This is a genomic window from Roseinatronobacter domitianus, from assembly GCF_023336755.1.
In the GTDB taxonomy this organism is placed as follows: domain Bacteria; phylum Pseudomonadota; class Alphaproteobacteria; order Rhodobacterales; family Rhodobacteraceae; genus Roseinatronobacter; species Roseinatronobacter domitianus.
The window spans coordinates 328,362-353,679 of the sequence record NZ_JALZWP010000001.1 but is presented as its reverse complement, the minus strand read 5'-3'; the positions used below and the strand labels follow the sequence as shown (position 1 = coordinate 353,679).

The following is a 25,318-nucleotide window of genomic DNA, read 5'->3' as shown; positions in this document are numbered from 1 at the left end:
TGAGGCAGGTTTCATACAGGCAAGAAACCTATCGAGCAGTGATTTAGATATAACCGTTCAACACGAAGGTTCCAAGCTAAAAGTTTGAAAAGGCATGGAACGCACTGTAGCGTCGAGCGAAACGATGGCTTGAAATGACCTTGGAGTGACCGCCATGCAAACCCGCTACGGCCCTGTTCTTGCCGCGCTGTCAGTTGTGGCCCTGTGCAGCGCCTTGCCTGTCACCGCGCAGGCAGATCCCGTTCATGGCATAGCTATGTATGGCGCGCCTGCCTTGCCACCAGATTTTGCGCATCTGCCCCATGCCAACCCCGATGCCCCAAAGGGGGGCCGCATTGTTCAGGGAGAGGTTGGTAGCTTCGATTCGCTTAACCCGCACATCCTGAAAGGCAACACGCCCTGGCAGTTGCAATACCTCGCCTATGAGGGGTTGATGGGCCGCTCCTGGGATGAGCCCTTCACGCTCTATGGCCTTTTGGCCGAATCGATAGAGGTGGATGAGGCGCGCTCTTTCGTCGAATTCACTCTGCGGCCAGAGGCCCGATTCTCTGACGGCAGCCCGGTCACGGTTGAAGATGTGCTGTGGTCCTTTGAAACCCTGGGCACGGTTGGCCACCCGCGCTATCACGGCACCTGGAACCGCGTCGCGCGCGCCGAGGCCGTGGGTGAACGGGGCATCCGCTTTACATTTACCGAAGCAGACCGCGAATTGCCGCTGATTCTGGGCCTGCGCCCAGTGCTGAAAAAGGCCCAATGGGACGGCGTCGATTTCGCCGAATCGGGCACATCGGTTATTCCGATCGGAACCGCGCCCTATGTCATCGACCGGTTCGAAACCGGGCGCTCGGTCGTGCTGTCGCGCAATCCCGACTATTGGGGCCGCGATCTGCCCTTCATGCGCGGGCAGGCCAATCTCGATGAAATCCGCATGGAGTTTTTCGGCGACGCCACCGCCATGTTCGAGGCGTTTACCGCCGGGCTTTTGACCACCATGCGCGAACCCAGCGCGAATGCGTGGAACACACGCTACGATTTCCCGGCACTGCGCGAAGGCGAGGTGGTGAAATCCGAAATCCCGCATCGCCGCCCCTCAGGCATTACCGGCTTCGTGATGAACCAGCGAAACCCGCTTTTCGCGGATTGGCGCGTGCGTGAGGCGATGATCCACGCCTTCAACTTCGAATATATCGCGCAGGTGATAAATGACGGGCAAGACCCGCGCATCAGCTCGTATTTCTCGAATTCCGAGCTTGCAATGCGCGCTGGCCCCGCCGAGGGGCGCGTGGCCGCGTTCCTCGCTCCTTTCGCCGACAGCTTGGCTCCCGGCACGCTCGACGGCTATACCCTGCCTGTCTCGGATGGCTCGGTTGCAAACCGGCGCAACATGCGCGCCGCCACCGCGCTTCTGGAAGAGGCCGGATGGCAGGTCGATGCGTCCGGTATTCTGCGCAATGCCGCCGGCGCGCCGTTTGAACTGACCATCCTCATCCGGCAGGGGGCAGCCGATATTCCTGCGATTGCAGATATTTACAGCGAATCCCTCAGCCGACTTGGCATGCAGGTCACCGTCGCGCAAATCGACAGCGCCCAATACACCGAACGCACCAACGCCTTCGATTTCGATGTCACGCATTATACACGCGGACTGTCGCTTAGCCCCGGCGCGGAACAGCGGCTTTACTGGGGGTCGCAGGCGGCAGACACACCAGGGTCGCGCAACTGGATGGGGGTGCAAAACCCGGCCATCGACGCGTTGATCGAACGGCTGCTGACCTCGACAGAGCGCGCCGATTTCGTCGCCGCCACCCGCGCGCTGGACCGGGTTCTGACCGCCGGGCGCCATGTCGTGCCATTCTGGTTCACCGACCGCGCGCGCATCGCGCATGATGCCGCGCTGAAATACCCCGACACCCTGCCCGCTTATGGCGACTGGATCGGGTTTCAGCCCGACCTGTGGTGGTATGACGGGTAATCGCGGGCTGCGTCAGATCGTCATGTTTGAATTCGTGCATGGGTCAGGCACACCAAAGCAGAACCGATTTTACCGGTTTGAACTTTGGAAAGGAATCGACCCATGTCCACATTTCGCGCAGTGATCGCCGCCGCAACCTTCGGCCTTGCCACCGCAGGCGCAGCCCATGCAGACCCTGCTGAAAAGCTTGTTACCATCGTTACCAGCGACAATGCACAGACCCAGCTCATGTCCATGGTGCTGACAGCCGCGGCTGTCGAACAAGGCGCCCAAGCCCGGATTCTGCTCTGTGGTCCCGGCGGCGATATTGCCCTGACCGACGCCCCAGAAACCGCCACGGCGCCCCAACCCCCGCGCGATGCGTCGCCTCAGGGGTTAATGCAAATGCTCATGTCGCGCGGCGTCACCGTTGAAGTTTGCGCGATCTATCTGCCCGGCCTTGGCGCGGATCAATCCGTTTTGGTCGAAGGTGTCGGCGTTGCCGCTCCCCCGGCCATGGGTGCCGCGATGCTCGACGCAGACGCACAAATCTGGTCCTTCTGACCCATTCATCCTTGCAAAAATATCCTCAGGGGGGTGAGCCAGCCCCCTTGGGCTGGCGAGGGGGGCGCGAGCGCCCCCCTTACCGTCCGGGACAATCGCGCCGCACCTCGCGGTCGCGCAAGCCGGTTTCCACCAAAAGGCAGCGATCGCGCGCCTCGTAATAATACCCGCGCGCATACCACATCACCGCAGCATCCAGATCGCCATCGGCGACCAGATACGCACCCTTTAAATAGCGCCCGGCATATTCCAGATTGACCTCTGCGCGCAGCAGGTCTTCGGGTGGCCCGTCATGGCCCATTTGCCGCGCGGTTTGCGGCAGGATCTGCATCAACCCCCAATATGGACCGTTGCGTGCGCTGGCACGGTAATCGCTTTCGCGTTGGATGACCTTGTGCAGAAGTGCTTCGGGAATCTGATGCCGCGCGGCATATTCGCGAACCAATACCCGCATTTGCGGGGTTTCACCGGGGTATAGCGACGCGGCGGGGGCGCGCGTTACCTCTGGGCCACCACAGGCCGCAAGACCGCCAATCAACAAAATCAGGCTAAGCCCCTTCACGGCCGCACCCCTGCGCCGGGGATAACGCCGATTGCGTTCAAGATCGCCTCCATCCCGTCAGGTCTGACGGTGTGCGCCGCTTTCAATGTATCGAACCGGGCGCGGAGTGCATCTTTTTCAGTGCCCTTGCAGTCGTTCCAAGGGCGGCCTTGCAGCGCCATTTCAAGAACGTAATAGGCAATGAAATGGGGCCGCTCGCCGCTGGCCAGCAGTTTGGCATAGGCGGCATCAGTGCCAAGCGTGCGCAACGCTTCGGCGCTATCAATGCCCGCGCGGGCGAAAGCCGCCTCCATCACGGGGCCAAGGTTGCGGATGCTGGAAATCGGTGTGCTCATCGCGCAAGGATACTCCAGGCGCGCGGGCGGCGCCACGTCAGATCAGCGCCCAATCGGTAATGCGCGCCGGGCTTTGCGCGGTATTTCGCGGATGGCCGGGGCGACTGTCGGCGCTAAGTGCCGGAACCGGGCCGGGGCGACGTGGGTCGCGCGGGCTGCGGATTTTGAATTGTTCCGGATCGGGACGCATGGGGAACACTCCTGTAACATGAACTGCTCCTCAATTGGCCACGCGATTGTGGCAGGTTTCAGGCGGTAAACGGGCTTTTTACGAAGTTTAATGCCGTGTTTACCCACAAGAACTGGGTCTCAGGCCAGCGCGCCCTCTGATGTGATGCGGGTTTTGCCGCCCAGATAGCGGTGCAGCGCTGCGGGCAACTCGACCCCGCCTTCGGCGGTTTGTCCATTTTCCAGAACCGCAATCAGGCAGCGCCCGACCGCCACGCCTGACCCGTTCAGCGTATGCACGAAATCGGGTTTTGCGCCCGGCTCTGGCCGGAACCGCGCGTTCATCCGCCGGGCCTGAAAATCGCCACAGGTCGACACGCTGGAGATTTCGCGATACGCGGTCTGCCCCGGCAACCACACCTCTATGTCGTGGGTTTTTTGCGCGCCAAAGCCCATATCGCCGGTGCAAAGCGCAATCGTGCGGTAAGGTAGCTCCAAGGCTTCCAGCACCTCTTCGGCGCAGCGCGTCATGCGGTCGTGTTCCGCCAAGCTGTCCTCTGGCCGGGTGATCGACACCATCTCGACCTTCTCGAACTGGTGCTGGCGCAACATGCCGGTGGTGTCACGCCCCGCGCTGCCCGCTTCCGAGCGGAAACACAGCGTATGCGCACAAAACCGCACCGGCAAAGCCGCGCCGTCCAGCACTTCACCCGCGGCGAAATTGGTCAATGTCACCTCGGATGTCGGGATAAGCCACCAACCATTCGTGGTCTGGTAGCTGTCCTCGGCGAATTTGGGCAACTGTCCTGTGCCGAACATGGCCTCATCGCGGACCAGCACGGGGCTGTTCACTTCGGTCAAACCGTGATGATCGACATGCAGGTCGGTCATGAATTGCGCCAGCGCCCGGTGCACCCGTGCCACCGCGCCCCGCAGCACCACAAAGCGCGACCCTGACAGCTTGGCCGCCAGCGCGAAATCCATGTCGCGGGCGATGCCGGCAATCTCGAAATGCTCTTTTGGCGCGAAATCGAAGTCGCGCGGGCTGCCCCAGCGGTGCAACTCGACATTGTCGGCCTCATCCGCACCATCGGGCACAGTGGCCAAGGGCAGGTTGGGAAGGGTTGCAAGCAACGCAGTCAACTCGGCATCCTTGGCGCGGGCCACCTCGTCCAGCCGGGCCAGTTCGGCTTTCTTTTCCGCCACCAGCGCGCGCAGGCGCTCGAACTCGGCCTCGTCGCCCTTGGCTTTGGCGGCGCCCACTTGCTTAGAGGCGGCGTTCTGTGCCGCTTTCTCTGTCTCTGCCTGCCCGATGGCTGCGCGGCGGGCCGCATCTATTTCCAGAACCGTGGCCGCAGTGGGTGCAACGCCGCGACGCGCCAGGGCAGCATCGAACGCTTCGGGAGTTTCGCGGATGGCGCGGATATCGTGCATGGGGTGCCTTCGTCTTTCGTCGAATCGAGTTGTGACCGTTATGCCGCAAGCGCGCCGCATGCGGTAGGGGGCGGATCGGTGATTGACCCGACCCGCCGCAAACCGCTACAAGGCGGTAACACGACTGTCAGACAGGACATGCCCCGCATGGATGGCAATACGCCCCCGCAGACAGAAGGCCAGCGCAACCAAACTGCGGGTCTGTTCGACGAACCCCTGTTTCAGGATTCCGGCGTGCGCGACCTGCAACAGGTCGGCGTAATAGATGTTGGGTCCAACTCTGTCCGCCTTGTGGTGTTCGACGGCGCAGCAAGAAGCCCGGCCTATTTCTTTAATGAAAAAGTTCTGTGCGGGTTGGGGCGCGGCTTTGTCGATAGCGGGCGGTTGAACCCCGATGGCCGCGACCGCGCCCGCGCCACGATCAAGCGTTTCGCATTGCTGGCGCAGGGCATGCGCCTGTCGAATCTGACCATGGTCGCCACCGCCGCCATGCGAGAGGCCGAGGACGGTGCCAAGTTCCGCGCGCAGATAGAGCATGACACCGGCTTGCGGATGCGTGTGATCGATGGCGCAGAGGAAGCGCGCCTGTCCGCGCAGGGTGTGCTGACCGGCTGGCCGGATGCCAGAGGTCTGGTCTGCGACATTGGCGGATCGTCGATGGAACTGGCCGTGATCGGCGATGGCAAGGTGCATTCCACCGTAACTTCATCCCTTGGCCCCTTCCGCCTGCAACAGGTTCCGGGCGGCAAGAAGGGCCTGCGCAAGCATGTAGACGATATCCTAAAAACCCTACGCGCGCAGGTCGGAAACCACCATGACGCGCTTTATCTGGTTGGCGGTTCGTGGCGCGCGATTGCCCGACTGGACATGGAACGCCGCGGCTACCCGCTGAAAGTGCTGCATGAATACGAAATGACGATCAAATCCATTCGCAAGACATTGGACTGGATCGATGAGCATTCGGTGGCAGAGTTGCGCGCGCGCACCGGCATTTCGAATGACCGGATGAGCCTTGTCCCGCTGGCAAGCAGAGTGCTGCGGCAGTTGGTGCATGTCTTTGGCCCAAAACGTATTTTCGTCTCCAGCTACGGGATTCGCGAGGGCATCTTGTATGAGCAGATGCCGACGGCCCTGCGCGCCCGCGACCCCCTTATAGAAGCGTGCAGCTTCATGGAAAAATCAAGCGCACGTATTCCCGGTTTCGGAGCACAGCTTTACGCGTTTCTGCGTCCTTTGTTCCGCTCGCGCTCTCCGGCGCGGCGGCGGTTGATCCGCGCGGCCTGCCTGCTGCATGACGTGAACTGGCGCGCCCATCCTGATTATCGCGCCGATGCCTGTTTCGACACCGCGACCCGCGCCAATCTGGGCAGTCTGGACCATGCCGGCCGCGTGTTTCTAGGGATCGCGCTGATGTATCGCTACAAGAGCGGTGGCTTGCGCCCACGAATCCGCGAGGTCGCCGGGCTATTGACGGAAGCGGAACTGGACGACGCCAAGACCATAGGTCGCGCGCTGCGTTTCGGGGCGATGTTCACGATGGACCATCTTAGCCGCGCGGGCGAGTTGCGCTATTTCCCGAAAAAGGCCGAGGTTGAGCTGATCCTGTCGCGCCCCATGGCCGGGCTTTATACCGAAGTGGCCGAACAGCGGTTCCGCGCCTTGGCGACCCAGATGCGCGCCACCCCTAAAGTTCGGGTTGCGCGCGCTGTTCACAATTCGAAAGGGTCTGCCGGAGCGTCTTGCGGTTCTGGCGGGACATCCTCTTCCGGGGCGCCCTCTTCGGGCTGACGCCGCCGGATCAGAATATCGCCATTCGGCAATATTTCGGGCGGATGATAGCGTGTCAAATCGCGCATCCGGTCCAGCAGTTCGTTCAGCTCTGGTTCAATCTCTGTCAGCCCGCGTTCGAATTCACGCAGTTGCGGCTCTGCCTCTGTGATGAAATCGCGCAGCAGCCGTTCCATAAGCGACAAAAGCCCCTCGCCTGCTGGTGGGGCGTCCTGCGCCTGCGCGGGCAGCGCAAGGGCAAAGATAAGCGCGACAATCCGGATCATCGGTAAATCCTATCACGCGCTGCCCCCGCCGCTCAAGCGGCACGGCTGGCTTGAATGTCCTCCCAAGCGCGATTGATGTCGCGCATCCGGGATTCCGCCAGTTGCACCGCCTCTGGTGGCACGCCGCGCGCCACCATCACATCGGGATGGCTGTCGCGCACGGCGGCACGATAGGCGGCCTTGATCTCTGCCATCGGGGCATCGGGGGCAACAGCCAGCACCGCGTAGGGATCGGGTGCCACATCGCCCACAATCCGGGCGCGCAGGCAGTTGAAACAGCGCGTATCCAGCCCGAAAATGCGCGTCACCTCGGTCAGGAATGCTTCCTCGGCGGGATGAAAGCTGCCATCGGCGCAGGCCACCTTGAACAGCCCTTCCAACAGGTCCACCAGAACCGGATCGTCGGGCTGGAACATGGCCGCGATCTTCTCGGCATATTGGTCAAACCCGGCCACGTCCTGCCGCGCCAAGTTAAAGACGCGCGCAGCGTTGCCTTCTTCCTCTGGCTGGATGGTAAACACCCGGCGAAAGGCCGCCACCTCTGTGCGCGTCACCTGCCCGTCAGCCTTGGCCAGCTTTGCCCCCAGCGCAATAACCGCAATGGTGAAACCGACGCTGCGTTCTGGCGGCGTGCGCAACCGCTCGAACACCGAAGAGAGCGATTCGCCCTTGCGCAGGGCGTTGATGATTTCAGCGATTTGCGACCAGATCGACATAAGGGTCAGATTACGCGAAACGTCCAGGAAGGTCACAGGGTTTTCTGCATCAGCACAAGGTCATGAAACGCGTCGAATTTCCAACCCACTTGCGGCATGGTGCCGACATGCAGGTAGCCAAGCGCTGCATGAAACCGGACAGAGGCATCATTCGACCCGGTGATCGCTGCAACCATCACATGATGACCGGCGGCGCGGGCGTGATCTTCCAGCGTTACCATCAATTTCGGCCCCAGACCCTGCCCGCGCGCGGCGGGAGCAAGGTTAATTGTGTGTTCCATGCAGCGCGCATAGCCTAAACCTGCACGAAACTGGGCGTAGCTGGCGAAACCCAACAGCGCGCCCCCGTCTTCTGCCACGAAGAACGCACCAGGCCCGGCTTGGCGCGTGGCAATCATATCGGCCACCTCTTGCGCGCTACGCTCGACCGGGTTGAAGGTGATGACCGTGTCGCGGATGATCGGGTTCCACAGCGCGCAGATCGCAGAGGCGTCTTGTGCGGTGGCGGGACGAATTTCGAGCATAGCAACCTCTGCAACGGCAAGCGCGCCGATGTGCGCCATGGCCCGCGCGGCGTCAAGCCCCCGCTGCTCTGGTGCACAGATGCACAGACCATGCGCAGGCTTGGGGAATGGCCTTGGCCCCTGCCCCAAGACTAGATCAGCGCCATGCAAACACCGCGAAAGGAAAACGATATGACGAATACTCAACTGCTTGTGGCCCGCGTTCTGCTGGGGCTTTTGTTTGTAATGGCCGGGATCGGCAAACTGGGCGACGTGGCGGGCTTTGCCGGCTACATGGCCTCGGGCGGCGTGCCGGCAATCTTTGCATGGCCGGTCGTGCTGTTTGAAATCATCGGCGGTCTGGCCCTGATCGCAGGGTTTCAGACCCGCATCGTGGCTTGGGCGCTGGGCGCGTTTTGCGTGGCATCGGGCCTGCTTTATCACTTCGACCCGGCAGACCAGATGCAGATGACGCAGGTGTTCAAAAACCTCGCGCTGGCGGGCGGCTACATGGCCTTGGCCGTTGCCGGGGCCGGTGCATGGTCGTTTGACGCGAAACTGGGCCAAGCCGAGTTCCGCACCGCGTGATCGGCGTAACCCACGAAAACGACGGCAGGCCAATGGCCTGCCGTTTTCGGTTTTACGCGTGCCCGCGCGCTTGGCGGACCAGATCAAGGATCTTTTTCGCCGCTTCAGGAATATTCGTGCCGGGGCCGAAAATAGCTTTCACCCCCGCATCGAACAGGAATTTGTAATCCTGCTGCGGGATGACCCCGCCGCAGATGACCAGAATATCCTCTGCCCCGGCGGCTTTCAGCTCCTTCACCAGTTCGGGCGCCAAGGTTTTATGGCCTGCCGCCTGCGACGAGATGCCAATGATATGCACATCATTGTCGACCGCATCCTGCGCCGCTTCCGCCGGGGTCTGGAACAGCGGGCCGACATCCACATCAAAGCCAATATCGGCAAAAGCCGTGGCGATCACCTTGGCGCCGCGGTCATGCCCGTCCTGCCCCATCTTGACCACCAGCATGCGCGGGCGGCGACCTTCCTGATCGGCGAACCGTTCCACATCGGCCTGAATGGCCGCGAAACCGTCATCGCCTTCATAGGCCGCGCCATAAACCCCGGCGAGCGTTTTGACCTCTGCGCGGTGACGTCCGAACACTTTTTCCATTGCCATGCTGATTTCCCCCACAGAGGCGCGCGCGCGGGCTGCGTTGACCGCCGCGTCCAACAGGTTGCCGCCCTCAGTCGCGCGGCGGGTCACTTCTTGCAGCGCCGCATCGCAGGCCGCTTGGTCACGGGTGGCGCGAATACGCTCCAACCGCGCGATCTGGCTGTCGCGCACGGCGGCGTTGTCGATGTCACGAATGTCGATCGGGTCTTCTTTATCCTTGCGGTATTTATTGACCCCGACGATCACCTCGTCGCCCCGGTCGATATCGGCCTGCCGCTTGGCGGCAGTTTCCTCGATCCGCAGCTTGGGCATGCCAGAAGCCACAGCCTTGGTCATGCCGCCCAATTCCTCGACCTCGTCCATCAGCTTCCACGCGGCCTCTGCCAGATCATGCGTCAGCTTTTCAACGTAATAGCTGCCCGCCAGCGGATCGACGACCTTTGTGACGCCGGTTTCCTCTTGCAGCACCAACTGCGTATTGCGCGCAATGCGGGCGCTGAAATCGGTGGGCAGGGCGATCGCTTCATCCAAAGCGTTGGTATGCAGGCTTTGCGTGCCACCCAGCACCGCAGACATCGCCTCGTAAGCGGTGCGGATAACGTTGTTATAAGGGTCTTGTTCCTGCAAGCTGACACCAGAAGTCTGGCAATGCGTGCGCAACATGCTGGATTTGGGGTCTTTGGGGTTGAATTCCTCCATCACCCGCGACCAGAGCAAGCGCGCGGCGCGCAGCTTGGCGATTTCCATGAAGAAATTCGTGCCGATGGCGAAGAAGAAGGACAAACGCCCCGCAAACGCATCCACGTCCATACCGCGTGCAATGGCGGTGCGCACATATTCGCGCCCATCGGCCAGCGTAAAGGCCAATTCCTGCACAAGGTTCGCGCCCGCTTCCTGCATATGATAGCCGGAAATAGAGATCGAATTGAAGCGCGGCATGTGCTCGGACGTGTATTCGATGATATCCGCGATCAGCCGCATCGACGGCTCTGGCGGGTAGATATAGGTGTTGCGGACCATGAATTCCTTCAGAATGTCATTCTGAATGGTGCCCGACAGGGCTGCGCGGTCCACGCCCTGTTCCTCGCCCGTCACGATGAAATTCGCCAGAATCGGGATGACCGCACCGTTCATGGTCATCGACACGCTGACCTTATCCAGCGGAATATCATCGAAGAGGATTTTCATATCCTCGACCGAATCGATGGCAACGCCAGCCTTGCCCACATCGCCCATCACACGGTCATGGTCACTGTCATAGCCCCTATGCGTGGCCAGATCGAAGGCCACCGACACGCCTTGCTGCCCGGCAGCAAGGTTGCGGCGGTAAAAGGCGTTCGATTCTTCGGCGGTGGAAAACCCGGCATATTGCCGGATGGTCCAAGGGCGGCCCGCATACATCGTGGCCTTCACCCCGCGCGTATAGGGTGCAAAACCCGGCACGTTGCCCAGATGCGGCAGATCGGCCACGTCCTCTGCGGTGTAAAGCGGTTGCACCGGGATGCCTTCGAGCGTGTTCCACGTCAGGCTGTCGAGGGGCCGACCGCGCAATTCCTTGGCGGCAAGTGCGGCCCAAGCGTCTTTGCTGTCGCTCATGGCTGGTCCTTTCTGAGTGATCTGTCTGACCCGGCGGCAAAAAGCTGGCACGCCATGGTGTTTTCGACGCAAAAGCGCCTATATGTCTGACAAGCAGGAGGCGTTATGAAACCTATCTTTACCCTTGTTTTCGCGGCTGTTTTCGCAGCGACAACGGGCACGGCCCAATCCGTTCCGGCAGATGCCGAAAACAGCCCCGTTACGGCCCCGGTGGCCGAGGAGGAATTGTTGTTCCTTGACGCACGCGAAATCGACGTGCGCGAATATGTCTGGAACCATCGGTTGATCGTGGTGATGGCTGACACGCCCGACAATCCGCAATTTGGACGCCAGCTAGAAGAAATCCGCGACCGGGCAGACGAATTCGTGATCCGCGACGTGGTGGTGATTTTCGACGCCCACCCGGATGATGTCAGCCCGTTGCGGCAGGTGCTGCGCCCGAATGGCTTTATGACCGCGATTATCGACAAGGATGGAGAGGTGAAAGCCCGCCGCCCTGCCGTGCGCTCGGGGCGTGAATTGATGGCGGTCATCGACAAATTCCCGCTACGCCGCCAGGAAATACTGGAGCGCAACCCCAGCGGGCGGTGATCGGGGCTGACCAAACGGAGGCTGCGCCACGCCTTTTCGTTCAGGGGGCTGCCGCCCCCATGCGGGCTTACGCCCGCATTCCACCGCGAGTATTTGCGGCAAGATGATATCATGAATAATAGCCGTTCTTTTCGGCATATTGCGAGATCAGCCACCAACCGGGGCCAAACACCCCCACCAGCCAGATGACAAGCGCCGCGCTTGGATCCAGAAGGCTCAGATAGCTGCCCGCCGCCACAAGCGCGCCAACCCCAAAGACCAACCCGCCGCCATAGGTCAGGAAATTGGTGCCAAGCCGAATGCGGCTGAGCAGCGGGAACAGCCCATGGAACACGGCCATCCCCCCCAAGGGCGGCAGGAGAAGCAGAACAAACTGCCCATCCCGCAGACCCTCGGCAATGCGCGTCAGGATGATATAGGCCAGCACCAGCGCCAACACAAAGCAGAGCATATAGGTCAGGAACAGGCGCAGAGGGCTGCGTTTCATCCCTCGAACTCCATGATGACCTCATCCACCGCAAGCGACGCGCCCGCGGCTACGTTGATCTTGGCGACCACGCCTTTTCGTTCGGCGCGCAGGATGTTTTCCATCTTCATGGCTTCGATGGTGGCAAGGGGCTGGCCTTCATAGACCTCTTGCCCTTCTTCCACCGCGATCGAGACGACCATGCCCGGCATCGGGCACAAAAGCAGTTTCGACGTATCGGGTGGCATTTTTTCCGGCATCAGCGCGGCCAGTTCGGCCATGCGCGGGGAATGCACGCGCACCTTCAAGTCGGCGCCGCGCAGGCGCAGGCGGTAGCCTCCGGGCTGGCGCGCGACTTTCATCACAAGGGGCGTGCCGTTGACCGTCAGACGCGCAAGCGGTTGGCCCGGCAGCCAGCTTGAGCTGATCCGGTAGTCCGACCCGTCAAGCGTGACGGTCGCGCCTTCGCGGTCGGCCTGAATGCTGGTGCTGTAATCCTGCCCACCCAGCGAGACGACCCAATCCGTTCCGACCACGCGTTCATGGTTGTCCATTCGACCGGACACGCGTGCGCGGCGAATTTCGGCAACACGGTTCATGGCGCAGGCGCAGGCCGCAACGCGTTTCAGAAGATCATCGCCCAAGGTCGCGCCTTCGAAACCTTCGGGGTATTCCTCTTCGATGAAAGCGGTTGTGATATTACCAGAGGCAAAACGCGGATGATCCATCACGGCAGACAGGAAAGGCAGATTATGGCCGATGCCCTCAACCTCGAATTCGTCGAGTGCAAGGCGCATTTCCTCTACCGCCGCGTCGCGTGTCGGCGCCCAAGTGCAGAGCTTGGCGATCATCGGGTCGTAATACATGCTGATCTCGCCGCCTTCATAGACGCCGGTATCGTTGCGCACCGCGCGACTGGCTTCGGCGATTTCGGCAGGCGGGCGGTAGCGGGTCAGACGCCCGATGGACGGCAGGAAGTTACGATATGGGTCTTCGGCATAGAGCCGCGATTCCATCGCCCAGCCGTTGATCTTCAGGTCCGTTTGAGCAAATGGCAGCTTTTCACCGGCGGCCACGCGGATCATCTGTTCGACCAGATCGACCCCGGTGATGAGTTCCGTCACAGGATGTTCGACCTGCAAGCGGGTGTTCATTTCCAGAAAGTAGAAATTCCGCGCACCATCGACGATGAATTCCACCGTGCCGGCGCTGGTATAGCCCACGGCGGCGGCCAGCGCGCAAGCCTGCTCGCCCATCGCTTTGCGGGTGGCCTCATCCAGGAAGGGTGATGGGGCTTCCTCGATCACCTTCTGGTTGCGGCGCTGGATGGAGCATTCGCGTTCATGCAGATAGACCGTGTTGCCGTGGCTGTCGGCCAGAACCTGAATTTCGATATGGCGCGGTTGCGTCACGAATTTCTCGATAAAGATGCGGTCATCGCCAAAGCTGGAGGCCGCTTCGTTTTTGGACGACTGAAAGCCCTCGCGGGCCTCTACATCGTTCCAGGCAATCCGCATCCCCTTGCCACCGCCCCCGGCGCTGGCCTTTATCATGACCGGATAGCCGATCTCATTCGAAATTTTCACAGCTTCATCGGCATCAGCGATCAGACCCATATAGCCCGGCACCGTGCTGACACCGGCTTCCTGTGCCAGCTTTTTGGACGTGATCTTGTCGCCCATCGCTTCAATCGCATTCGCGGGTGGGCCAATGAAGGCAACGCCTTCTTTTGCCAAGGCCTCGGCGAATTTCATGTTCTCGGACAGGAACCCGTAACCCGGATGGACCGCTTCGGCACCTGACTGGCGGATCGCATCCATGATCTTGTCGATCACGATATAGGACTGGTTCGCGGGGGCCGGGCCGATATGGATCGCTTCATCCGCCATCTGCACATGCAGCGCATGGCGGTCGGCATCGGAATAAACCGCGACCGTCGCGATCCCCATCTTGCGGGCGGTCTTGATGACACGGCAGGCGATTTCGCCCCGGTTTGCGATCAGGATCTTTTTGAACATGCGGTCCTCGTTGGTTGAATCTGCGGGCGGGTCACGGAAGTCATTCCTCCCATGTGTCAAAGGCGAATTCGCTCGACCCGTCGAATAACTGGGGAAATGCGGCCTGAGCGGCGTGCATGTCGACGCGCAAAAGCGCGTCATAGCTGGCGGGGTCGAACGGGTCTTCGGCTGGCACGACTTCGCGGCCAAACAGCCAAGACAGGCGGCCCGCATCCAGATTGCCGCGCTCGAACGGTTGGTCGCCGAAATGCGCGATCAACGCGCCAAGAAAGCCTTCATCGGCGCGTTTGTCGGGCGTGCGACGGTCCGCATAGCGCGCGCGCTTGGTCAAGGGTGTCACACCCTTTGGGTTCGCGCGGCGAATGGTGAATTGGAAATCGGTGCTTGGAAGACGACCGGGAAAACCACGATGCTTCAGCATGTTGCCCCCTTGATTGTTGCAGGGGACGGACTGGACACCGGCGCTAAAAGCGCCGGGCCCATGATCCGGGTTGGATCAGTATTTCTTGAGCGAGACGGGCTCGACCACAACAGGGGCCGGAACCGGCTCTGGTGCGGCATGGTGCTTTGAGCATGCGCCCAGAACGAGCGTGGCGCCGAAGGCCGCCAAGATTGCAATTTTCGACATAGGCTTCTCCTATCCTGAGTGATGACCGAAGCAGTTCCCTCCGGCCCAGCATTTTCAGGGGTGCGGCAGCGACCCCTCGCTGCGAGCCTAGTCGATAAGATAAGATTCGGCCACAGTAAACCTGCCGCGCAAGCAGCGCAGAGCACTGGCACAGCTATTACAAGAGTGACCGAAGAGGAGCCTGAAGCGGGACTATTCCCCCGCTTCAGGCCAAGATCCGCCCAATGGGGATCAGTATTTCTTGGTTGCCACAGGCTCGACGTAAACCGGGGCCGGGATTGGCTCGGCATAGACGGTTTCGGTGTGGCCCGAGTGCTTTGCGCAAGCGCCCAAAGAGACGACGGCGACAAGGCCGGCGGCAAGAACGAGTTTCGACATGAATTTCTCCTGCTCATGAATGTGTGGCGCGGTTTCTTGAGGCGCTGCCACGCGTGGTGTTTCGCGGGCCCGCAATCTGGACCCGACGCGCCAACCATATCCTGAAAGCGATTCGCTGACCACGAAAATTCAGTCGGTGCGGGCGCTTGTGGCGCAACTGCATCATTTTCACCAAGCTGGGTCATGTCAGTGCAGGAACTCTGTATCGTCCAGCGCGCAGGTGCCGCCGCGAATGATGAAGGATTCGAAATACTGAATGACCGAAGGATCGCTGAGACCGAACTGCACTTCCTTGTCCATCAGTGTCACGATGACATTTGTGCCGTCCGGCACAGTGCCAGAGGCCGCATGGCGGGTGCAGATATCCTGCATGTCATCGAACAAGCGCTCCGGGTCACGCTGGTAGCCTGCCACATCCTGCGCCAGCCCCTGCCCGATCATCCGCACCCGCTGGACCCCCTCCTCCACGATAAGGTCCAGCGGGATGGCGCTTGCCCCGGACGGCAGGCGCAACCATTGTTCGGGGGCATTTGTCCCCGAGATGAAAGCGAGACAGGCCAAGGGCAACAGCATCGCACGCGCTCCTTACAGCGGAATATTGTCGTGCTTTTTCCACGGCATCTTGTCGGCCTTGCCCCGCAAAGAGGCAAAAGCCCGCGCCACCCGCTTGCGGGTCGATTGCGGCATGATGACCTCGTCGATGAACCCTTTTTCTGCGGCCACAAAGGGGTTTGCGAAGCGTTCTTCATATTCCGCGATATGCGCGGCGGTCTTTTCCGCATCGCCCAGTTCAGACCGATACAGAATTTCAACCGCACCTTTCGCGCCCATCACGGCAATCTCTGCTGTGGGCCATGCATAGTTGAAATCCGAACGCAGATGCTTGGACGCCATCACAACGTAAGCCCCGCCATACGCCTTGCGGGTAATCACGGTCACTTTCGGCACCGTCGCTTCGCCGTAGGCATAGAGCAGCTTTGCGCCATGCTTGATGACACCGGCATATTCCTGCCCTGTCCCCGGCAAGAAGCCCGGCACATCCACCAGTGTCAGGATCGGGATTTCGAACGCATCGCAGAACCGCACGAAGCGCGCGCCCTTGCGGGAACTGTCAATGTCCAGACACCCGGCCAGCACCATTGGCTGGTTCGCCACCACGCCCACGGTGCGCCCTTCCAGACGGATGAAGCCGGTGATGATGTTCTTGGCGAATTCCGCCTGCAATTCGTAGAAATCCCCCTCATCCGCCAGTTTCAGGATCAACTCCTTCATGTCATAAGGCGTGTTGGGGTTATCGGGGATCAACGTGTCAAGGCTGGGTTCCAGCCGTGCCGGGTCATCGAAGAAGGGCCGCACGGGCGGCTTTTCGCGGTTGTTCAGCGGCAGAAGGTCCACCAACCGGCGCACCTCGATCAGCGCCTCGACATCGTTTTCAAACGCCGCATCCGCAACCGAGGATTTGCGCGTATGCGTAATCGCGCCGCCCAGTTCTTCGGCCGTAACCTGCTCATTCGTGACGGTTTTCACAACGTCAGGCCCGGTGACGAACATATAAGAGCTGTCTTTGACCATGAAAATGAAATCGGTCATGGCGGGGGAATAGACCGCGCCGCCCGCGCATGGCCCCATGATAACGCTGATCTGCGGCACCACGCCCGACGCGGTGATATTGCGTTGGAACACCTCGCCATAGGCCGCCAGTGACGCGACGCCTTCCTGAATGCGCGCGCCGCCTGAATCGTTCAACCCGATGACAGGCGCGCCGTTCTGCACGGCCATATCCATGACCTTGCAGATTTTGGCCGCGTGGGTTTCAGAGACAGACCCGCCCATGACGGTAAAATCCTGACTGAACACATAGACCACGCGGCCATTGACCGTGCCCCAGCCCGTCACAACGCCGTCGCCCATGGGGCGGCTGGCCTGCATCCCGAAATCGATGCAGCGATGCGCGACGAACATGTCGAATTCTTCGAAGCTGCCCTCGTCCAGCAGCAATTCTATCCGCTCACGCGCGGTCAGCTTGCCCTTGGAGTGCTGCGCCGCGATGCGCTTTTCGCCGCCACCCAACCGGGCCTCTTGGCGCTGCGCCTCTAGCTGTTGCAGAATGTCCTTCATGCGCTCCCCCTTTGGCGGCAGATAGGTTTAGCGCAACATACTTGCGCAAAGCGGGGTTGAAAAGGACAGTTTTGATAATTTGCAAACCCATCTGCAAATTAAGCCGCTAATTTGCAAATGGCAGCGCAATCATGCCGCGCTTGAACTTAGACCAAAACGCGCTTAGTGAACATGTGCAACACCAAGCAGGTGAGACATGCCAAGCGCGCAAGCCCGTTTTCTGGACAGCACGACCCCACCCCATGTGGCAACACTGGTCGCGCAATCGGCCATTGCCGCGCTGGCGATGAACGTGTTTCTGCCATCGCTTCCCAGCATGGCCACCTATTTCCAGACCGATTACGCGGTGGTTCAGCTTTCCGTTTCGCTTTACCTGGCGGTTAATGCGGTTTTGCAAGTGTTCATCGGCGCGCTGTCGGACCGCTACGGCCGCCGCCCGGTCATGCTGGTGGCGCTGTGGGTCTTCGTGATTGCCACGATTGGCACGCTTCTGGCCCCGAATGTGGTTGTGTTCCTGCTGTTTCGGATGCTGCAAGCCGCCGTGGTCACTGGGATCGTGCTGTCGCGCACGGCCATTCGTGATGTCCTGGGCGAAGGCGATGCCGCCTCGCGCATTGGCTATGTCACGATGGGCATGGCGGTGGTGCCCATGCTGGCCCCGGCCTTGGGCGGCCTGCTGGATGAAGCCTTCGGCTGGCGCGGAAGTTTCGGGCTGATGCTGTTTGCCGGCGTGGCGGTGCTGTTTCTAAGCTGGCGCGACATGGGCGAAACCCGACAAGGCGGCGCGGGATCGTTCCGTGCGCAATTCGCTGAAATGCCAGAGCTGATGCGCTCGCGCCGGTTCTGGGGCTATTGCGCGACCTCATCCTTCGCCTCTGGTGCGTTTTTCGCGTATTTGGGCGGCGCCCCTTTCGTCGGCGCGCAGGTTTTCGACATGGCCCCGGCCATGCTGGGCCTGTTCTTTGGTGCGCCCGCTTTGGGCTACGCCGCGGGCAATTTCGCCTCTGGCCGCTTCGCCGCGCGGGTTGGCATTGACCGGATGATCCTGATCGGTGCCGTTATCAATTTCGGCGGCATGGCGCTGCTGAGCCTGCTTTACTTCGGCGGGCTGCAAAACCGTTTCGTGTTTTTCGGGTGCTTCATTTTTGTGGGCTTGGGCAACGGGATGATCCTGCCCTCTGCCACATCGGGGATGATGTCGGTGCGTCCGCATCTGGCAGGGTCCGCAAGCGGCATTGGCGGCGCGATCATGATTGGCGCAGGCGCGGCGCTGTCCGCCTTGGCGGGCGTGCTGCTAACGCCGGGCAGCGGGGCGGAGCCGCTGATCGTGATGCTGTTCGTCACCACCGGGTTGGCCGTGGGCAGCATTCTCTACGTCATCTCTCGCGCCCGCGCGATTGGGGCTTGACGGACCGGGACTGCTTTGCAAACCTTTCTTGCAAGTTTGCAAAAGGTGCCCCATGGCTCAACAAAAGCTGTATGCCGGTGCGAAGCTGCGCGAAATTCGCAACCAGATCGGGCTGACGCAAAAAGATTTTGCGGCGCGGTTGGGCGTATCTCTGCCCTATCTGAACCAGATGGAGAACAACAACCGCCCGCTCTCCACATCCGTGGTGCTGGCGCTTGCGCGCGAATTCGGGCTGGACGTAACAGAGCTGTCGGCGGGTGACAGCGAACGGCTGGTGTCGGATCTGCGCGAAGCCTTGGCCGACCCGCTTTTCGCCAATGCCACGCCATCGCTGCCCGATCTGCGGTTGGTCGGTGCCAATGCCTCCAGCTTCGCGCGGGCGTTTCTGGACCTGCACCGCGCTTACAGGCAGGCACAAGAACAGCTTGGCGCGCTGGACGAAGCCTTGGGGCGCGAGGATAGCTCGCTGCGGCTAAGCCCTTGGGAAGAGGTGCGCGACTTCTTCCATTATTGCGACAACTACATAGACGCCGTTGACCGTGCCGCCGAGCATTTCGCGGCCCAGGCGGGCACGGGAATGGACATGACAGAGCATGCCATTGCCACGCTTGCCCGCCAGAAAGTCACCGTGCGCATGGTGCGCGGTGCGCCCTTGCGCAAATATGACCCGGCCAGCGGCATTCTGGAGATCTCTGCCAAGGCCAGCCACGCCACGCAGGCGTTTCAATTGCTGCATCAAGTCGCGCTGCTGACGCAATCGAACCTGCTGGATGCCACGCTCGATCTGGCGCGCTTCCAGTCGGACGAATCCCGCGCGATTGCGAAAATCGGGCTGGCAAATTACTTCGCGGGGGCGGCGTTGCTGCCTTATCGGCGCTTCCTGTCGGCGGCGCAAACCTGCCGCCATGATCTGGAAACGCTGGCCGACCAGTTCGGCGCATCGTTGGAACAGGTCGCGCACAGGCTATCCACGCTGCAACGCCCCGGCGCCAAAGGCGTGCCGTTCTTCTTCGTCCGGGTGGACCAAGCGGGCACCATCACCAAGCGCCACTCTGCCACGCGCCTGCAATTCGCGCGCTTCGGCGGGGCTTGCCCGTTATGGAACGTCCACCGCGCGTTTGAAACACCGGGCCGCTTTCTGCGCCAACTGGCGGAAACCCCGGATGGGGTGCAATATTTCTGCCTGTCGATCTCGATTGCCAAGGGGGGCGGGTCGTTTCACGCCCCCGTGCGGCGCTATGCTTTGGGGCTGGGATGCGAAATCGATCATGCCGATACGCTGGTCTATGCCGATGGAATGGACCGTGCGGGCGGGTTCGACCCGATCGGTATTTCCTGCCGCATCTGCGAGCGTGAGGATTGCCACCAACGCTCTGTCCCACCACTCGAACGGCGGCTGCGGGTCGATCATGACCACCGCCATGTCCTGCCCTACAGCATGGAATAAGGCCCGACGCCGAACGTCGGGCCAAAGGATTATTGCGGGATACGCAGAACCTGACCGGGATAGATTTTATCGGGATGGGTCAGCATCGGGCGGTTCGCCTCGAAAATCTCCGGGTAGCGGTTGGCACTGCCTAGCGTTGTCTTAGCGATGGCCGATAACGTGTCGCCTTTGACCACGGTGTGAAAAACGGGGGCGACCGCGTCATCTTCGGCCTCGACCTCTGCCACGCCTTCGACGTTGCCGACAGCAAGGATAATCTTTTCCTGCATCTCAGCGCTGACGGCGCGGCCCTCGACGACGACTTTATCGCCCTCGACCTTGATCTCGACACCCGTGGCATCCAGCCCCAGATCGGCGATTTCGGCTTTCAGTTTTTCAGGATCGGGGGTCGAAGCCTCGGCGGCACTTGCGCCAAAAAGTTTCTTGCCTGCGGATTTTGCAAAGGACCAAAGCCCCATATCTCATACTCCAACTTACAATATTACACGGATATAGAGCCAGCGTTCTGCCCGTATCCCGCCGGCGAGGCAAGACAAAAGCCCCGGCGCGGTGCCGGGGCTTTCGGGGGTCACTCTGCAGCCTGCGCGTAGCTTTCGACCGGCGGGCAGGTGCAGACAAGGTTGCGGTCTCCGAACACGTTGTCCACCCGGCCCACGGGCGGCCAATACTTGTCGCCCCGGAAACTTGCGGGCGGGAAGCAGCCCGCTTCGCGCGTGTAGCTACGGTCCCAATCGGCGATCAGGTCTTCGACCGTATGCGGAGCGTGGCGCAGCGGGCTGGCCTCTGGCGTAACCTCGCCGCGTTCCACTGCCCGGATCTCCTCGCGGATGGCCAGAAGGGCGGTGATGAAGCGGTCGATTTCGACCTTGGTTTCCGATTCCGTCGGTTCTACCATCAGCGTGCCCGACACCGGCCAGCTCATGGTTGGAGCGTGAAAACCGTTGTCGATCAACCGCTTTGCAATGTCATCCACCGTGACACCCACATCGGCAAAAGGCCGCGTGTCGAGGATACACTCATGCGCGATCCGGCCTTTGTTGCCCATGAACAGGATGTCATAAGCCCCGCGCAGGCGCGCCGCGATGTAATTGGCGTTCAGGATCGCAACGCGCGTGGCCTGTGTCAGCCCCGGCCCGCCCATCATCAGGCAATAAGCCCACGATATCAGCAGGATGGACGCGGACCCATAAGGCGCGCCCGACACCGGCCCCTCGGCACCACCGGTTTGCGGATGGCCGGGCAGGAACGGCGCCAGATGCGCTTTCACCCCGATCGGCCCCATGCCGGGACCGCCGCCGCCATGCGGGATGGCGAATGTCTTGTGCAGGTTCAGGTGGCTGACATCGCCGCCAATCTCACCCGGTTTCACAAGCCCCACCATCGCGTTCAGGTTCGCGCCGTCGATATAGACCTGCCCACCGTGGTCATGCGTGATCTTGCACACCTCGCGCACGGTTTCTTCAAACACGCCATGGGTGGACGGATAGGTAATCATGCAAGCCGCCAGCCGGTCGCCTGCCTGTTCGGCCTTGGCGCGGAAATCGTCCAGATCGACATCGCCATTCGGGGCCGATTTCACAACGACCACCTGCATGCCGCACATCTGCGCAGAGGCCGGGTTGGTGCCATGCGCCGACATCGGGATCAGGCAAATGTCACGGCCCGTATCGCCCCGCGCGCGGTGGTAGGCCTGAATGGTCAGCAATCCCGCATATTCGCCCTGCGCGCCGGAATTGGGTTGCATGGACATGTCATCATAGCCCGTGATCTCGCACAGCTTGGCTTTCAGGTCGAAAATCGCCTCTGCATAGCCTTGCGCCTGGTCGGGTGGGCAGAATGGGTGCAGGCTGGAAAATTCGGGCCATGACAGCGGAATCATTTCCGCCGCCGCGTTCAGCTTCATGGTGCAAGACCCAAGCGGAATCATCGCGCGGTCCAACGCCAGATCGCGGTCCGACAAGCGGCGCATGTAACGCATCATCTCGGTCTCGGCGCGGTTCATGTGGAAAATCGGGTGCGTCAGGTACTCTGACTGGCGCAGGAACGTATCCGTAAAGCCCAGTTCGCCCCGATGCGGCGGCACACCGTCAATTCCGAAAGCGCGCAGCACGCGCATGACCACGCGCTCATCGCTGGTTTCATCAAGCGAAATGCCGACATGGGTGGTGCCGATCTTGCGCAGGTTCAGCCCTTCAGCGCGCGCGGCGGCAAGGATGCCCGCTTGGCCCACGCCCACCTCTATCGTGATCGTGTCGAAGAAATCCTTGACCACGACCTGCGCACCGGCGGCGCGCAACGCGCGATACAGGCGTTCGGTCAGCCCATGCACCCGTTCTGCAATGGCGCGCAGACCTTGGGGGCCGTGAAACACACCATACATCGACGCCATCACCGCCAGCAGCGCCTGCGCGGTGCAGACGTTTGACGTGGCCTTCTCGCGCCGGATATGCTGTTCGCGCGTTTGCAGCGATAGCCGGTAGGCTTGGTTGCCGCGCGCATCGACACTGACACCCACAATCCGCCCCGGCATGGAGCGTTTGTAAGCATCGCGGCAGGAAATAAACGCCGCATGCGGGCCACCATAGCCCATGGGCACGCCGAAGCGCTGGGCGCTGCCCACAGCGATATCCGCGCCAAGCGCGCCGGGTTCCACGATCATGGTCAGCGCCAGCAGGTCGGTTGCCAGAATGGCCAGTGCCTTGTTGGCATGAAGCGCGTCGATCTGCGGGCGGAAATCTCGCAGGTCGCCATAAGTGCCGGGATACTGGAACAGAGCCGCGAAAACGCGGTCAGCGGGGCAATCTTCGGGCGCGCCGACGATGACCTCTATTCCCAGCGGCGCGGCGCGGGTCTGGACCACGGCAATATTCTGCGGGTGACAGTTTTCATCGACAAAAAACGCCGTTGCTTTTGATTTCGCCACGCGCTGCGCCATCACCATTGCTTCGGCGCATGCGGTGGATTCGTCCAGAAGCGAGGCATTGGCCACCGGCAGCCCGGTCAGATCCGAAACCATGGTCTGGAAGTTCAACAGCGCTTCCAGCCGCCCTTGGGCGATTTCGGGCTGGTAGGGCGTGTAGGCGGTATACCAAGCGGGGTTCTCAAAGATATTACGCAAGATCGCGGGCGGCGTGACCGTGCCATAATAGCCTTGCCCGATCAGGCTGGTCATAACGGCGTTCTTTGCCCCCACCGCACGCATACGGTCCAGCAATTCGCCTTCTGACAAAGCAGGCCATGTCAGCGGGTCGGGCTGGCGCAGGTCCGCCGGGATGGTCTGGTCGATGAGTTGGTCCAGACTGTCACACCCCACCGCCTGCAACATCTGCGCCATCTCGTCAGGGGTTGGCCCGATATGGCGGCGGTTGGCGAAATCATAAGGGTTGTAGTCGGTGGGGGTGTAGGTCATGCAGTTATGGCCTTTTAAAATAGGGGGTTATCCAAGGAAGTCCTTGTATTCATCCTCGGTCATCAGATCGTCGAGGACCGATAGGTCATCCAGCTTCATCTTGAAGAACCACGCGTCGCCCTGCGGGTCTTCATTCACCAAGCCGGGATTGTCGGTCAGCGCCTCGTTCACTTCGGTGATCTCGCCATCGACGGGGGCCAGAATGTCGGATGCGGCCTTGACCGATTCGATCACGCAGACCTCGTCACCTTTGGCGACCACGGCCTCGATCTCTGGCAATTCCACAAACACCACATCGCCAAGCTGTTCGGCGGCATGTTCGGTAATGCCCACGACAACGCTATCACCCTCGATGCGCAGCCATTCATGCTCTTCGGTATATTTCATTGGGAACGCTCCTCAGCGCTTATAGGTGGAAGGTCGAAACGGAAGGTCACAGACCGTGACCGGCAGACGCTTGCCCCGCACCTCGCCCCAAAGGCGGGTGCCGGGTTGGGCGCTGGTGGTGGGAATATATCCCATCGCGATGGGTGCGCCAATGCTGGGGCCGAAGCCGCCGGACGTGACACCGCCCAGATTGCGACCGCCCTCGGGTGCGTCCCACAGCACGGTGCCTTCGCGCATCGGCGCGCGCCCCTCGGGGCGCAGGCCGACACGGATCGCCAATGGGCCGTCGGCCAGTTCTTGCAGGATACGCTCGGCACCGGGAAAGCCGCCTTCGCGCGCGCCACCCGCGCGGCGGGCTTTCTGGATGGCCCATTGCAGCCCCGCCATAACCGGCGAGGTCATTTCGGTAATGTCATGGCCATACAGGCACAGCCCCGCTTCCAGCCGCAAACTGTCGCGCGCGCCAAGGCCAATTGGGGCGACATCAGGCTGGGCCAGCAGTGCGCGGGCAAAAGCCGTGGCCTGCGCATCGGGCACGGAAATTTCATACCCGTCCTCGCCCGTGTAGCCGGACCGAGAGACCCACAACGCATGGCCTTGCCAGTCAAACGTAGCCACATCCATAAAGCGCATGTCCGCCACGCCGGGCAGCAGCGCGTTTAAAGCCGCCTCTGCGCCCGGCCCTTGCAGCGCCAGCAGCGCGCGGTCGGTGATCTCGCGCACCTCCAACTCTGGCAAATGCGCGCGCATATGGGCAATATCGGCCGCCTTGCAGGCCGCATTGACCACCAAAAACAGGTGATCGCCGCGATTGGCGACCATCAGGTCGTCCAGAATGCCGCCCTTGTCATTGGTGAACATGGCGTAGCGCTGCCGCCCTTCCGCCAGCCCCGCCACATCGACCGGCACCAGACGTTCCAGCGCCAAAGCGGCATCCGGCCCGCGCAAAATGACCTGCCCCATATGGCTGACATCAAACAAGCCCGCATGGCTGCGCGTGTGGGTGTGCTCGCCCATAACGCCCATCGGGTATTGCACGGGCATCGCATAGCCCGCGAAAGGCACAATTTTGCCGCCAAGCTCTGTGTGCAGGTCATAAAGCGGTGTTCGGCGCAAGGTATCAGACATAAAGGCCCCTTTTGGTCTGCGCGTGATCGCGCCCTACCCCCTCTGTCCTTGCGCCTGAGATCGTTATCCCGTCGGCGGGTGCCTGGATGCACCACTCTCCAGAGTGTTTTTGCAGACCGGTCCTTTTGCCTGAGAGTTTACCGGGGCGGTTGCTCCTTCGGCCTTGGGATGGGTCCAATGTCTCCCGTGTCTGCAATTTGGTGTTACCGGATCGCGTGTCGCATTTGCAAGCCTTTTTGCAAACCCTTGTCATTGTGCGACACAGGCCACATTTACG

Annotated in this window: 26 protein-coding genes and 2 riboswitches; of the genes, 7 read left to right on the top strand and 19 right to left on the bottom strand. The window is 61.3% G+C overall.

The window, feature by feature from the left end; all coding sequences use genetic code 11:
• Positions 1–154: 154 nt before the first annotated feature.
• Positions 155–1,972 carry an extracellular solute-binding protein gene (locus tag M3N55_RS01795; protein ID WP_249055782.1) on the top strand — a complete coding sequence of 606 codons (1,818 nt, stop codon included), beginning with the start codon at positions 155–157 and terminating at the stop codon, positions 1,970–1,972.
• A 102-nt stretch (positions 1,973–2,074) separates the two neighbouring features.
• Entirely contained in the window at positions 2,075–2,515 is a 441-nt protein-coding gene (locus M3N55_RS01790; protein ID WP_249055781.1) for a DsrE family protein, read from the top strand.
• 79 nt (positions 2,516–2,594) lie between these two features.
• On the opposite strand, the gene M3N55_RS01785 is transcribed toward M3N55_RS01790, so the two are convergent.
• From M3N55_RS01785 to serS, 4 genes are all read right to left on the bottom strand, one after another.
• Complete coding sequence (locus M3N55_RS01785) at positions 2,595–3,077, bottom strand: transglycosylase SLT domain-containing protein (protein ID WP_249055779.1); 483 nt, start codon at positions 3,075–3,077, stop codon at positions 2,595–2,597.
• Positions 3,074–3,412: a TfoX/Sxy family protein gene (locus tag M3N55_RS01780; RefSeq protein ID WP_249055777.1), complete on the bottom strand. Its 339-nt coding sequence runs from the start codon at positions 3,410–3,412 to the stop codon at positions 3,074–3,076. Before M3N55_RS01780 ends, M3N55_RS01785 begins: the two co-directional genes overlap by 4 nt.
• Positions 3,413–3,449: 37 nt before the next feature.
• Positions 3,450–3,602, bottom strand: coding sequence for a hypothetical protein (locus tag M3N55_RS01775; RefSeq protein ID WP_249055775.1), 153 nt, complete (start codon positions 3,600–3,602; stop codon positions 3,450–3,452).
• 119 nt (positions 3,603–3,721) lie between these two features.
• Entirely contained in the window at positions 3,722–5,014 is a 1,293-nt protein-coding gene (gene serS / locus M3N55_RS01770) for a serine--tRNA ligase (protein ID WP_249055773.1), read from the bottom strand.
• 147 nt (positions 5,015–5,161) lie between these two features.
• Between serS and M3N55_RS01765 the strand changes: the two genes are divergently transcribed.
• A complete protein-coding gene (locus M3N55_RS01765) occupies positions 5,162–6,802 on the top strand; it encodes a Ppx/GppA family phosphatase (RefSeq protein WP_249055912.1) in 1,641 nt (546 codons plus the stop codon).
• Here the strand turns inward: M3N55_RS01765 and M3N55_RS01760 are convergent.
• From M3N55_RS01760 to M3N55_RS01750, 3 genes are read right to left on the bottom strand one after another with little or no spacing between them, the layout of a single operon-like run.
• Positions 6,724–7,068, bottom strand: coding sequence for a hypothetical protein (locus tag M3N55_RS01760; protein WP_249055771.1), 345 nt, complete (start codon positions 7,066–7,068; stop codon positions 6,724–6,726). The two genes, M3N55_RS01765 and M3N55_RS01760, sit on opposite strands and share 79 nt — an antisense overlap.
• Before the next feature lie 32 nt (positions 7,069–7,100).
• Positions 7,101–7,784: a molecular chaperone DjiA gene (locus M3N55_RS01755; RefSeq protein WP_249055910.1), complete on the bottom strand. Its 684-nt coding sequence runs from the start codon at positions 7,782–7,784 to the stop codon at positions 7,101–7,103.
• A gap of 32 nt (positions 7,785–7,816) precedes the next feature.
• Entirely contained in the window at positions 7,817–8,347 is a 531-nt protein-coding gene (locus M3N55_RS01750) for a GNAT family N-acetyltransferase (RefSeq protein WP_249055769.1), read from the bottom strand.
• Positions 8,348–8,479: 132 nt separating this feature from the next.
• Between M3N55_RS01750 and M3N55_RS01745 the strand changes: the two genes are divergently transcribed.
• Positions 8,480–8,875: a DoxX family protein gene (locus M3N55_RS01745; RefSeq protein ID WP_249055767.1), complete on the top strand. Its 396-nt coding sequence runs from the start codon at positions 8,480–8,482 to the stop codon at positions 8,873–8,875.
• A gap of 52 nt (positions 8,876–8,927) precedes the next feature.
• On the opposite strand, the gene scpA is transcribed toward M3N55_RS01745, so the two are convergent.
• Positions 8,928–11,063 carry a methylmalonyl-CoA mutase gene (gene scpA, locus M3N55_RS01740; protein ID WP_249055766.1) on the bottom strand — a complete coding sequence of 712 codons (2,136 nt, stop codon included), beginning with the start codon at positions 11,061–11,063 and terminating at the stop codon, positions 8,928–8,930.
• A 105-nt stretch (positions 11,064–11,168) separates the two neighbouring features.
• Between scpA and M3N55_RS01735 the strand changes: the two genes are divergently transcribed.
• On the top strand, positions 11,169–11,654 hold the full coding sequence (locus M3N55_RS01735; protein ID WP_249055764.1) for a DUF4174 domain-containing protein: 486 nt from the start codon (positions 11,169–11,171) through the stop codon (positions 11,652–11,654).
• 109 nt (positions 11,655–11,763) lie between these two features.
• Here the strand turns inward: M3N55_RS01735 and M3N55_RS01730 are convergent, their stop codons facing one another.
• The 7 genes from M3N55_RS01730 to M3N55_RS01705 form a co-directional block, all read right to left on the bottom strand.
• Positions 11,764–12,141 (bottom strand): hypothetical protein, encoded by a 378-nt coding sequence (locus M3N55_RS01730; protein WP_249055762.1) that lies wholly within the window; start codon positions 12,139–12,141, stop codon positions 11,764–11,766.
• A complete protein-coding gene (locus M3N55_RS01725; RefSeq protein ID WP_249055760.1) occupies positions 12,138–14,138 on the bottom strand; it encodes an acetyl-CoA carboxylase biotin carboxylase subunit in 2,001 nt (666 codons plus the stop codon). Before M3N55_RS01725 ends, M3N55_RS01730 begins: the two co-directional genes overlap by 4 nt.
• A gap of 40 nt (positions 14,139–14,178) precedes the next feature.
• Complete coding sequence (locus M3N55_RS01720; RefSeq protein WP_249055758.1) at positions 14,179–14,559, bottom strand: hypothetical protein; 381 nt, start codon at positions 14,557–14,559, stop codon at positions 14,179–14,181.
• 75 nt (positions 14,560–14,634) lie between these two features.
• Complete coding sequence (locus M3N55_RS16690) at positions 14,635–14,766, bottom strand: hypothetical protein (protein ID WP_283163829.1); 132 nt, start codon at positions 14,764–14,766, stop codon at positions 14,635–14,637.
• 231 nt (positions 14,767–14,997) lie between these two features.
• Entirely contained in the window at positions 14,998–15,144 is a 147-nt protein-coding gene (locus tag M3N55_RS01715; protein WP_249055757.1) for a hypothetical protein, read from the bottom strand.
• Positions 15,145–15,330: 186 nt separating this feature from the next.
• Positions 15,331–15,717, bottom strand: a complete 387-nt coding sequence (locus M3N55_RS01710; RefSeq protein WP_249055755.1) for a DUF6497 family protein — start codon at positions 15,715–15,717, stop codon at positions 15,331–15,333.
• Between the two features lie 12 nt (positions 15,718–15,729).
• Positions 15,730–17,262 carry an acyl-CoA carboxylase subunit beta gene (locus tag M3N55_RS01705; protein ID WP_249055753.1) on the bottom strand — a complete coding sequence of 511 codons (1,533 nt, stop codon included), beginning with the start codon at positions 17,260–17,262 and terminating at the stop codon, positions 15,730–15,732.
• Between the two features lie 196 nt (positions 17,263–17,458).
• On the opposite strand from M3N55_RS01705, the gene M3N55_RS01700 reads away from it, so the two are divergent.
• Positions 17,459–18,670, top strand: coding sequence for a multidrug effflux MFS transporter (locus M3N55_RS01700; RefSeq protein ID WP_249055752.1), 1,212 nt, complete (start codon positions 17,459–17,461; stop codon positions 18,668–18,670).
• A 52-nt stretch (positions 18,671–18,722) separates the two neighbouring features.
• The gene (locus M3N55_RS01695) at positions 18,723–20,117 is read left to right on the top strand and encodes a helix-turn-helix transcriptional regulator (protein ID WP_249055750.1); all 1,395 of its coding nucleotides are present in this window, start codon (positions 18,723–18,725) and stop codon (positions 20,115–20,117) included.
• A gap of 29 nt (positions 20,118–20,146) precedes the next feature.
• Here the strand turns inward: M3N55_RS01695 and lysM are convergent, their stop codons facing one another.
• From lysM to gcvT, 4 genes are all read right to left on the bottom strand, one after another.
• On the bottom strand, positions 20,147–20,575 hold the full coding sequence (gene lysM / locus M3N55_RS01690) for a peptidoglycan-binding protein LysM (protein WP_249055748.1): 429 nt from the start codon (positions 20,573–20,575) through the stop codon (positions 20,147–20,149).
• A 110-nt stretch (positions 20,576–20,685) separates the two neighbouring features.
• Positions 20,686–23,526, bottom strand: a complete 2,841-nt coding sequence (gcvP, locus tag M3N55_RS01685; RefSeq protein ID WP_249055747.1) for an aminomethyl-transferring glycine dehydrogenase — start codon at positions 23,524–23,526, stop codon at positions 20,686–20,688.
• A 27-nt stretch (positions 23,527–23,553) separates the two neighbouring features.
• A complete protein-coding gene (gene gcvH / locus M3N55_RS01680; RefSeq protein ID WP_249055745.1) occupies positions 23,554–23,913 on the bottom strand; it encodes a glycine cleavage system protein GcvH in 360 nt (119 codons plus the stop codon).
• Between the two features lie 12 nt (positions 23,914–23,925).
• Positions 23,926–25,041, bottom strand: a complete 1,116-nt coding sequence (gene gcvT / locus M3N55_RS01675; RefSeq protein WP_249055744.1) for a glycine cleavage system aminomethyltransferase GcvT — start codon at positions 25,039–25,041, stop codon at positions 23,926–23,928.
• A 32-nt stretch (positions 25,042–25,073) separates the two neighbouring features.
• Positions 25,074–25,148, bottom strand: a riboswitch (glycine riboswitch).
• 1 nt (position 25,149) lies between these two features.
• Positions 25,150–25,238, bottom strand: a riboswitch (glycine riboswitch).
• Positions 25,239–25,318 lie beyond the last annotated feature (80 nt).

What these genes read in the sequence shown, in the direction of transcription:
- M3N55_RS01795 (WP_249055782.1), top strand. Translation starts at nt 155, where the DNA reads ATGCAAACCCGCTACGGCCCTGTTCTTGCCGCGCTGTCAGTTGTGGCC.
- M3N55_RS01790 (WP_249055781.1), top strand. Translation starts at nt 2,075, where the DNA reads ATGTCCACATTTCGCGCAGTGATCGCCGCCGCAACCTTCGGCCTTGCC.
- M3N55_RS01780 (WP_249055777.1), bottom strand. Translation starts at nt 3,412, where the DNA reads ATGAGCACACCGATTTCCAGCATCCGCAACCTTGGCCCCGTGATGGAG.
- M3N55_RS01775 (WP_249055775.1), bottom strand. Translation starts at nt 3,602, where the DNA reads ATGCGTCCCGATCCGGAACAATTCAAAATCCGCAGCCCGCGCGACCCA.
- serS (WP_249055773.1), bottom strand. Translation starts at nt 5,014, where the DNA reads ATGCACGATATCCGCGCCATCCGCGAAACTCCCGAAGCGTTCGATGCT.
- M3N55_RS01765 (WP_249055912.1), top strand. Translation starts at nt 5,162, where the DNA reads ATGGATGGCAATACGCCCCCGCAGACAGAAGGCCAGCGCAACCAAACT.
- M3N55_RS01760 (WP_249055771.1), bottom strand. Translation starts at nt 7,068, where the DNA reads ATGATCCGGATTGTCGCGCTTATCTTTGCCCTTGCGCTGCCCGCGCAG.
- M3N55_RS01755 (WP_249055910.1), bottom strand. Translation starts at nt 7,784, where the DNA reads ATGTCGATCTGGTCGCAAATCGCTGAAATCATCAACGCCCTGCGCAAG.
- M3N55_RS01750 (WP_249055769.1), bottom strand. Translation starts at nt 8,347, where the DNA reads ATGGCGCACATCGGCGCGCTTGCCGTTGCAGAGGTTGCTATGCTCGAA.
- M3N55_RS01745 (WP_249055767.1), top strand. Translation starts at nt 8,480, where the DNA reads ATGACGAATACTCAACTGCTTGTGGCCCGCGTTCTGCTGGGGCTTTTG.
- scpA (WP_249055766.1), bottom strand. Translation starts at nt 11,063, where the DNA reads ATGAGCGACAGCAAAGACGCTTGGGCCGCACTTGCCGCCAAGGAATTG.
- M3N55_RS01735 (WP_249055764.1), top strand. Translation starts at nt 11,169, where the DNA reads ATGAAACCTATCTTTACCCTTGTTTTCGCGGCTGTTTTCGCAGCGACA.
- M3N55_RS01730 (WP_249055762.1), bottom strand. Translation starts at nt 12,141, where the DNA reads ATGAAACGCAGCCCTCTGCGCCTGTTCCTGACCTATATGCTCTGCTTT.
- M3N55_RS01725 (WP_249055760.1), bottom strand. Translation starts at nt 14,138, where the DNA reads ATGTTCAAAAAGATCCTGATCGCAAACCGGGGCGAAATCGCCTGCCGT.
- M3N55_RS01720 (WP_249055758.1), bottom strand. Translation starts at nt 14,559, where the DNA reads ATGCTGAAGCATCGTGGTTTTCCCGGTCGTCTTCCAAGCACCGATTTC.
- M3N55_RS16690 (WP_283163829.1), bottom strand. Translation starts at nt 14,766, where the DNA reads ATGTCGAAAATTGCAATCTTGGCGGCCTTCGGCGCCACGCTCGTTCTG.
- M3N55_RS01715 (WP_249055757.1), bottom strand. Translation starts at nt 15,144, where the DNA reads ATGTCGAAACTCGTTCTTGCCGCCGGCCTTGTCGCCGTCGTCTCTTTG.
- M3N55_RS01710 (WP_249055755.1), bottom strand. Translation starts at nt 15,717, where the DNA reads ATGCTGTTGCCCTTGGCCTGTCTCGCTTTCATCTCGGGGACAAATGCC.
- M3N55_RS01705 (WP_249055753.1), bottom strand. Translation starts at nt 17,262, where the DNA reads ATGAAGGACATTCTGCAACAGCTAGAGGCGCAGCGCCAAGAGGCCCGG.
- M3N55_RS01700 (WP_249055752.1), top strand. Translation starts at nt 17,459, where the DNA reads ATGCCAAGCGCGCAAGCCCGTTTTCTGGACAGCACGACCCCACCCCAT.
- M3N55_RS01695 (WP_249055750.1), top strand. Translation starts at nt 18,723, where the DNA reads ATGGCTCAACAAAAGCTGTATGCCGGTGCGAAGCTGCGCGAAATTCGC.
- lysM (WP_249055748.1), bottom strand. Translation starts at nt 20,575, where the DNA reads ATGGGGCTTTGGTCCTTTGCAAAATCCGCAGGCAAGAAACTTTTTGGC.
- gcvP (WP_249055747.1), bottom strand. Translation starts at nt 23,526, where the DNA reads ATGACCTACACCCCCACCGACTACAACCCTTATGATTTCGCCAACCGC.
- gcvH (WP_249055745.1), bottom strand. Translation starts at nt 23,913, where the DNA reads ATGAAATATACCGAAGAGCATGAATGGCTGCGCATCGAGGGTGATAGC.
- gcvT (WP_249055744.1), bottom strand. Translation starts at nt 25,041, where the DNA reads ATGTCTGATACCTTGCGCCGAACACCGCTTTATGACCTGCACACAGAG.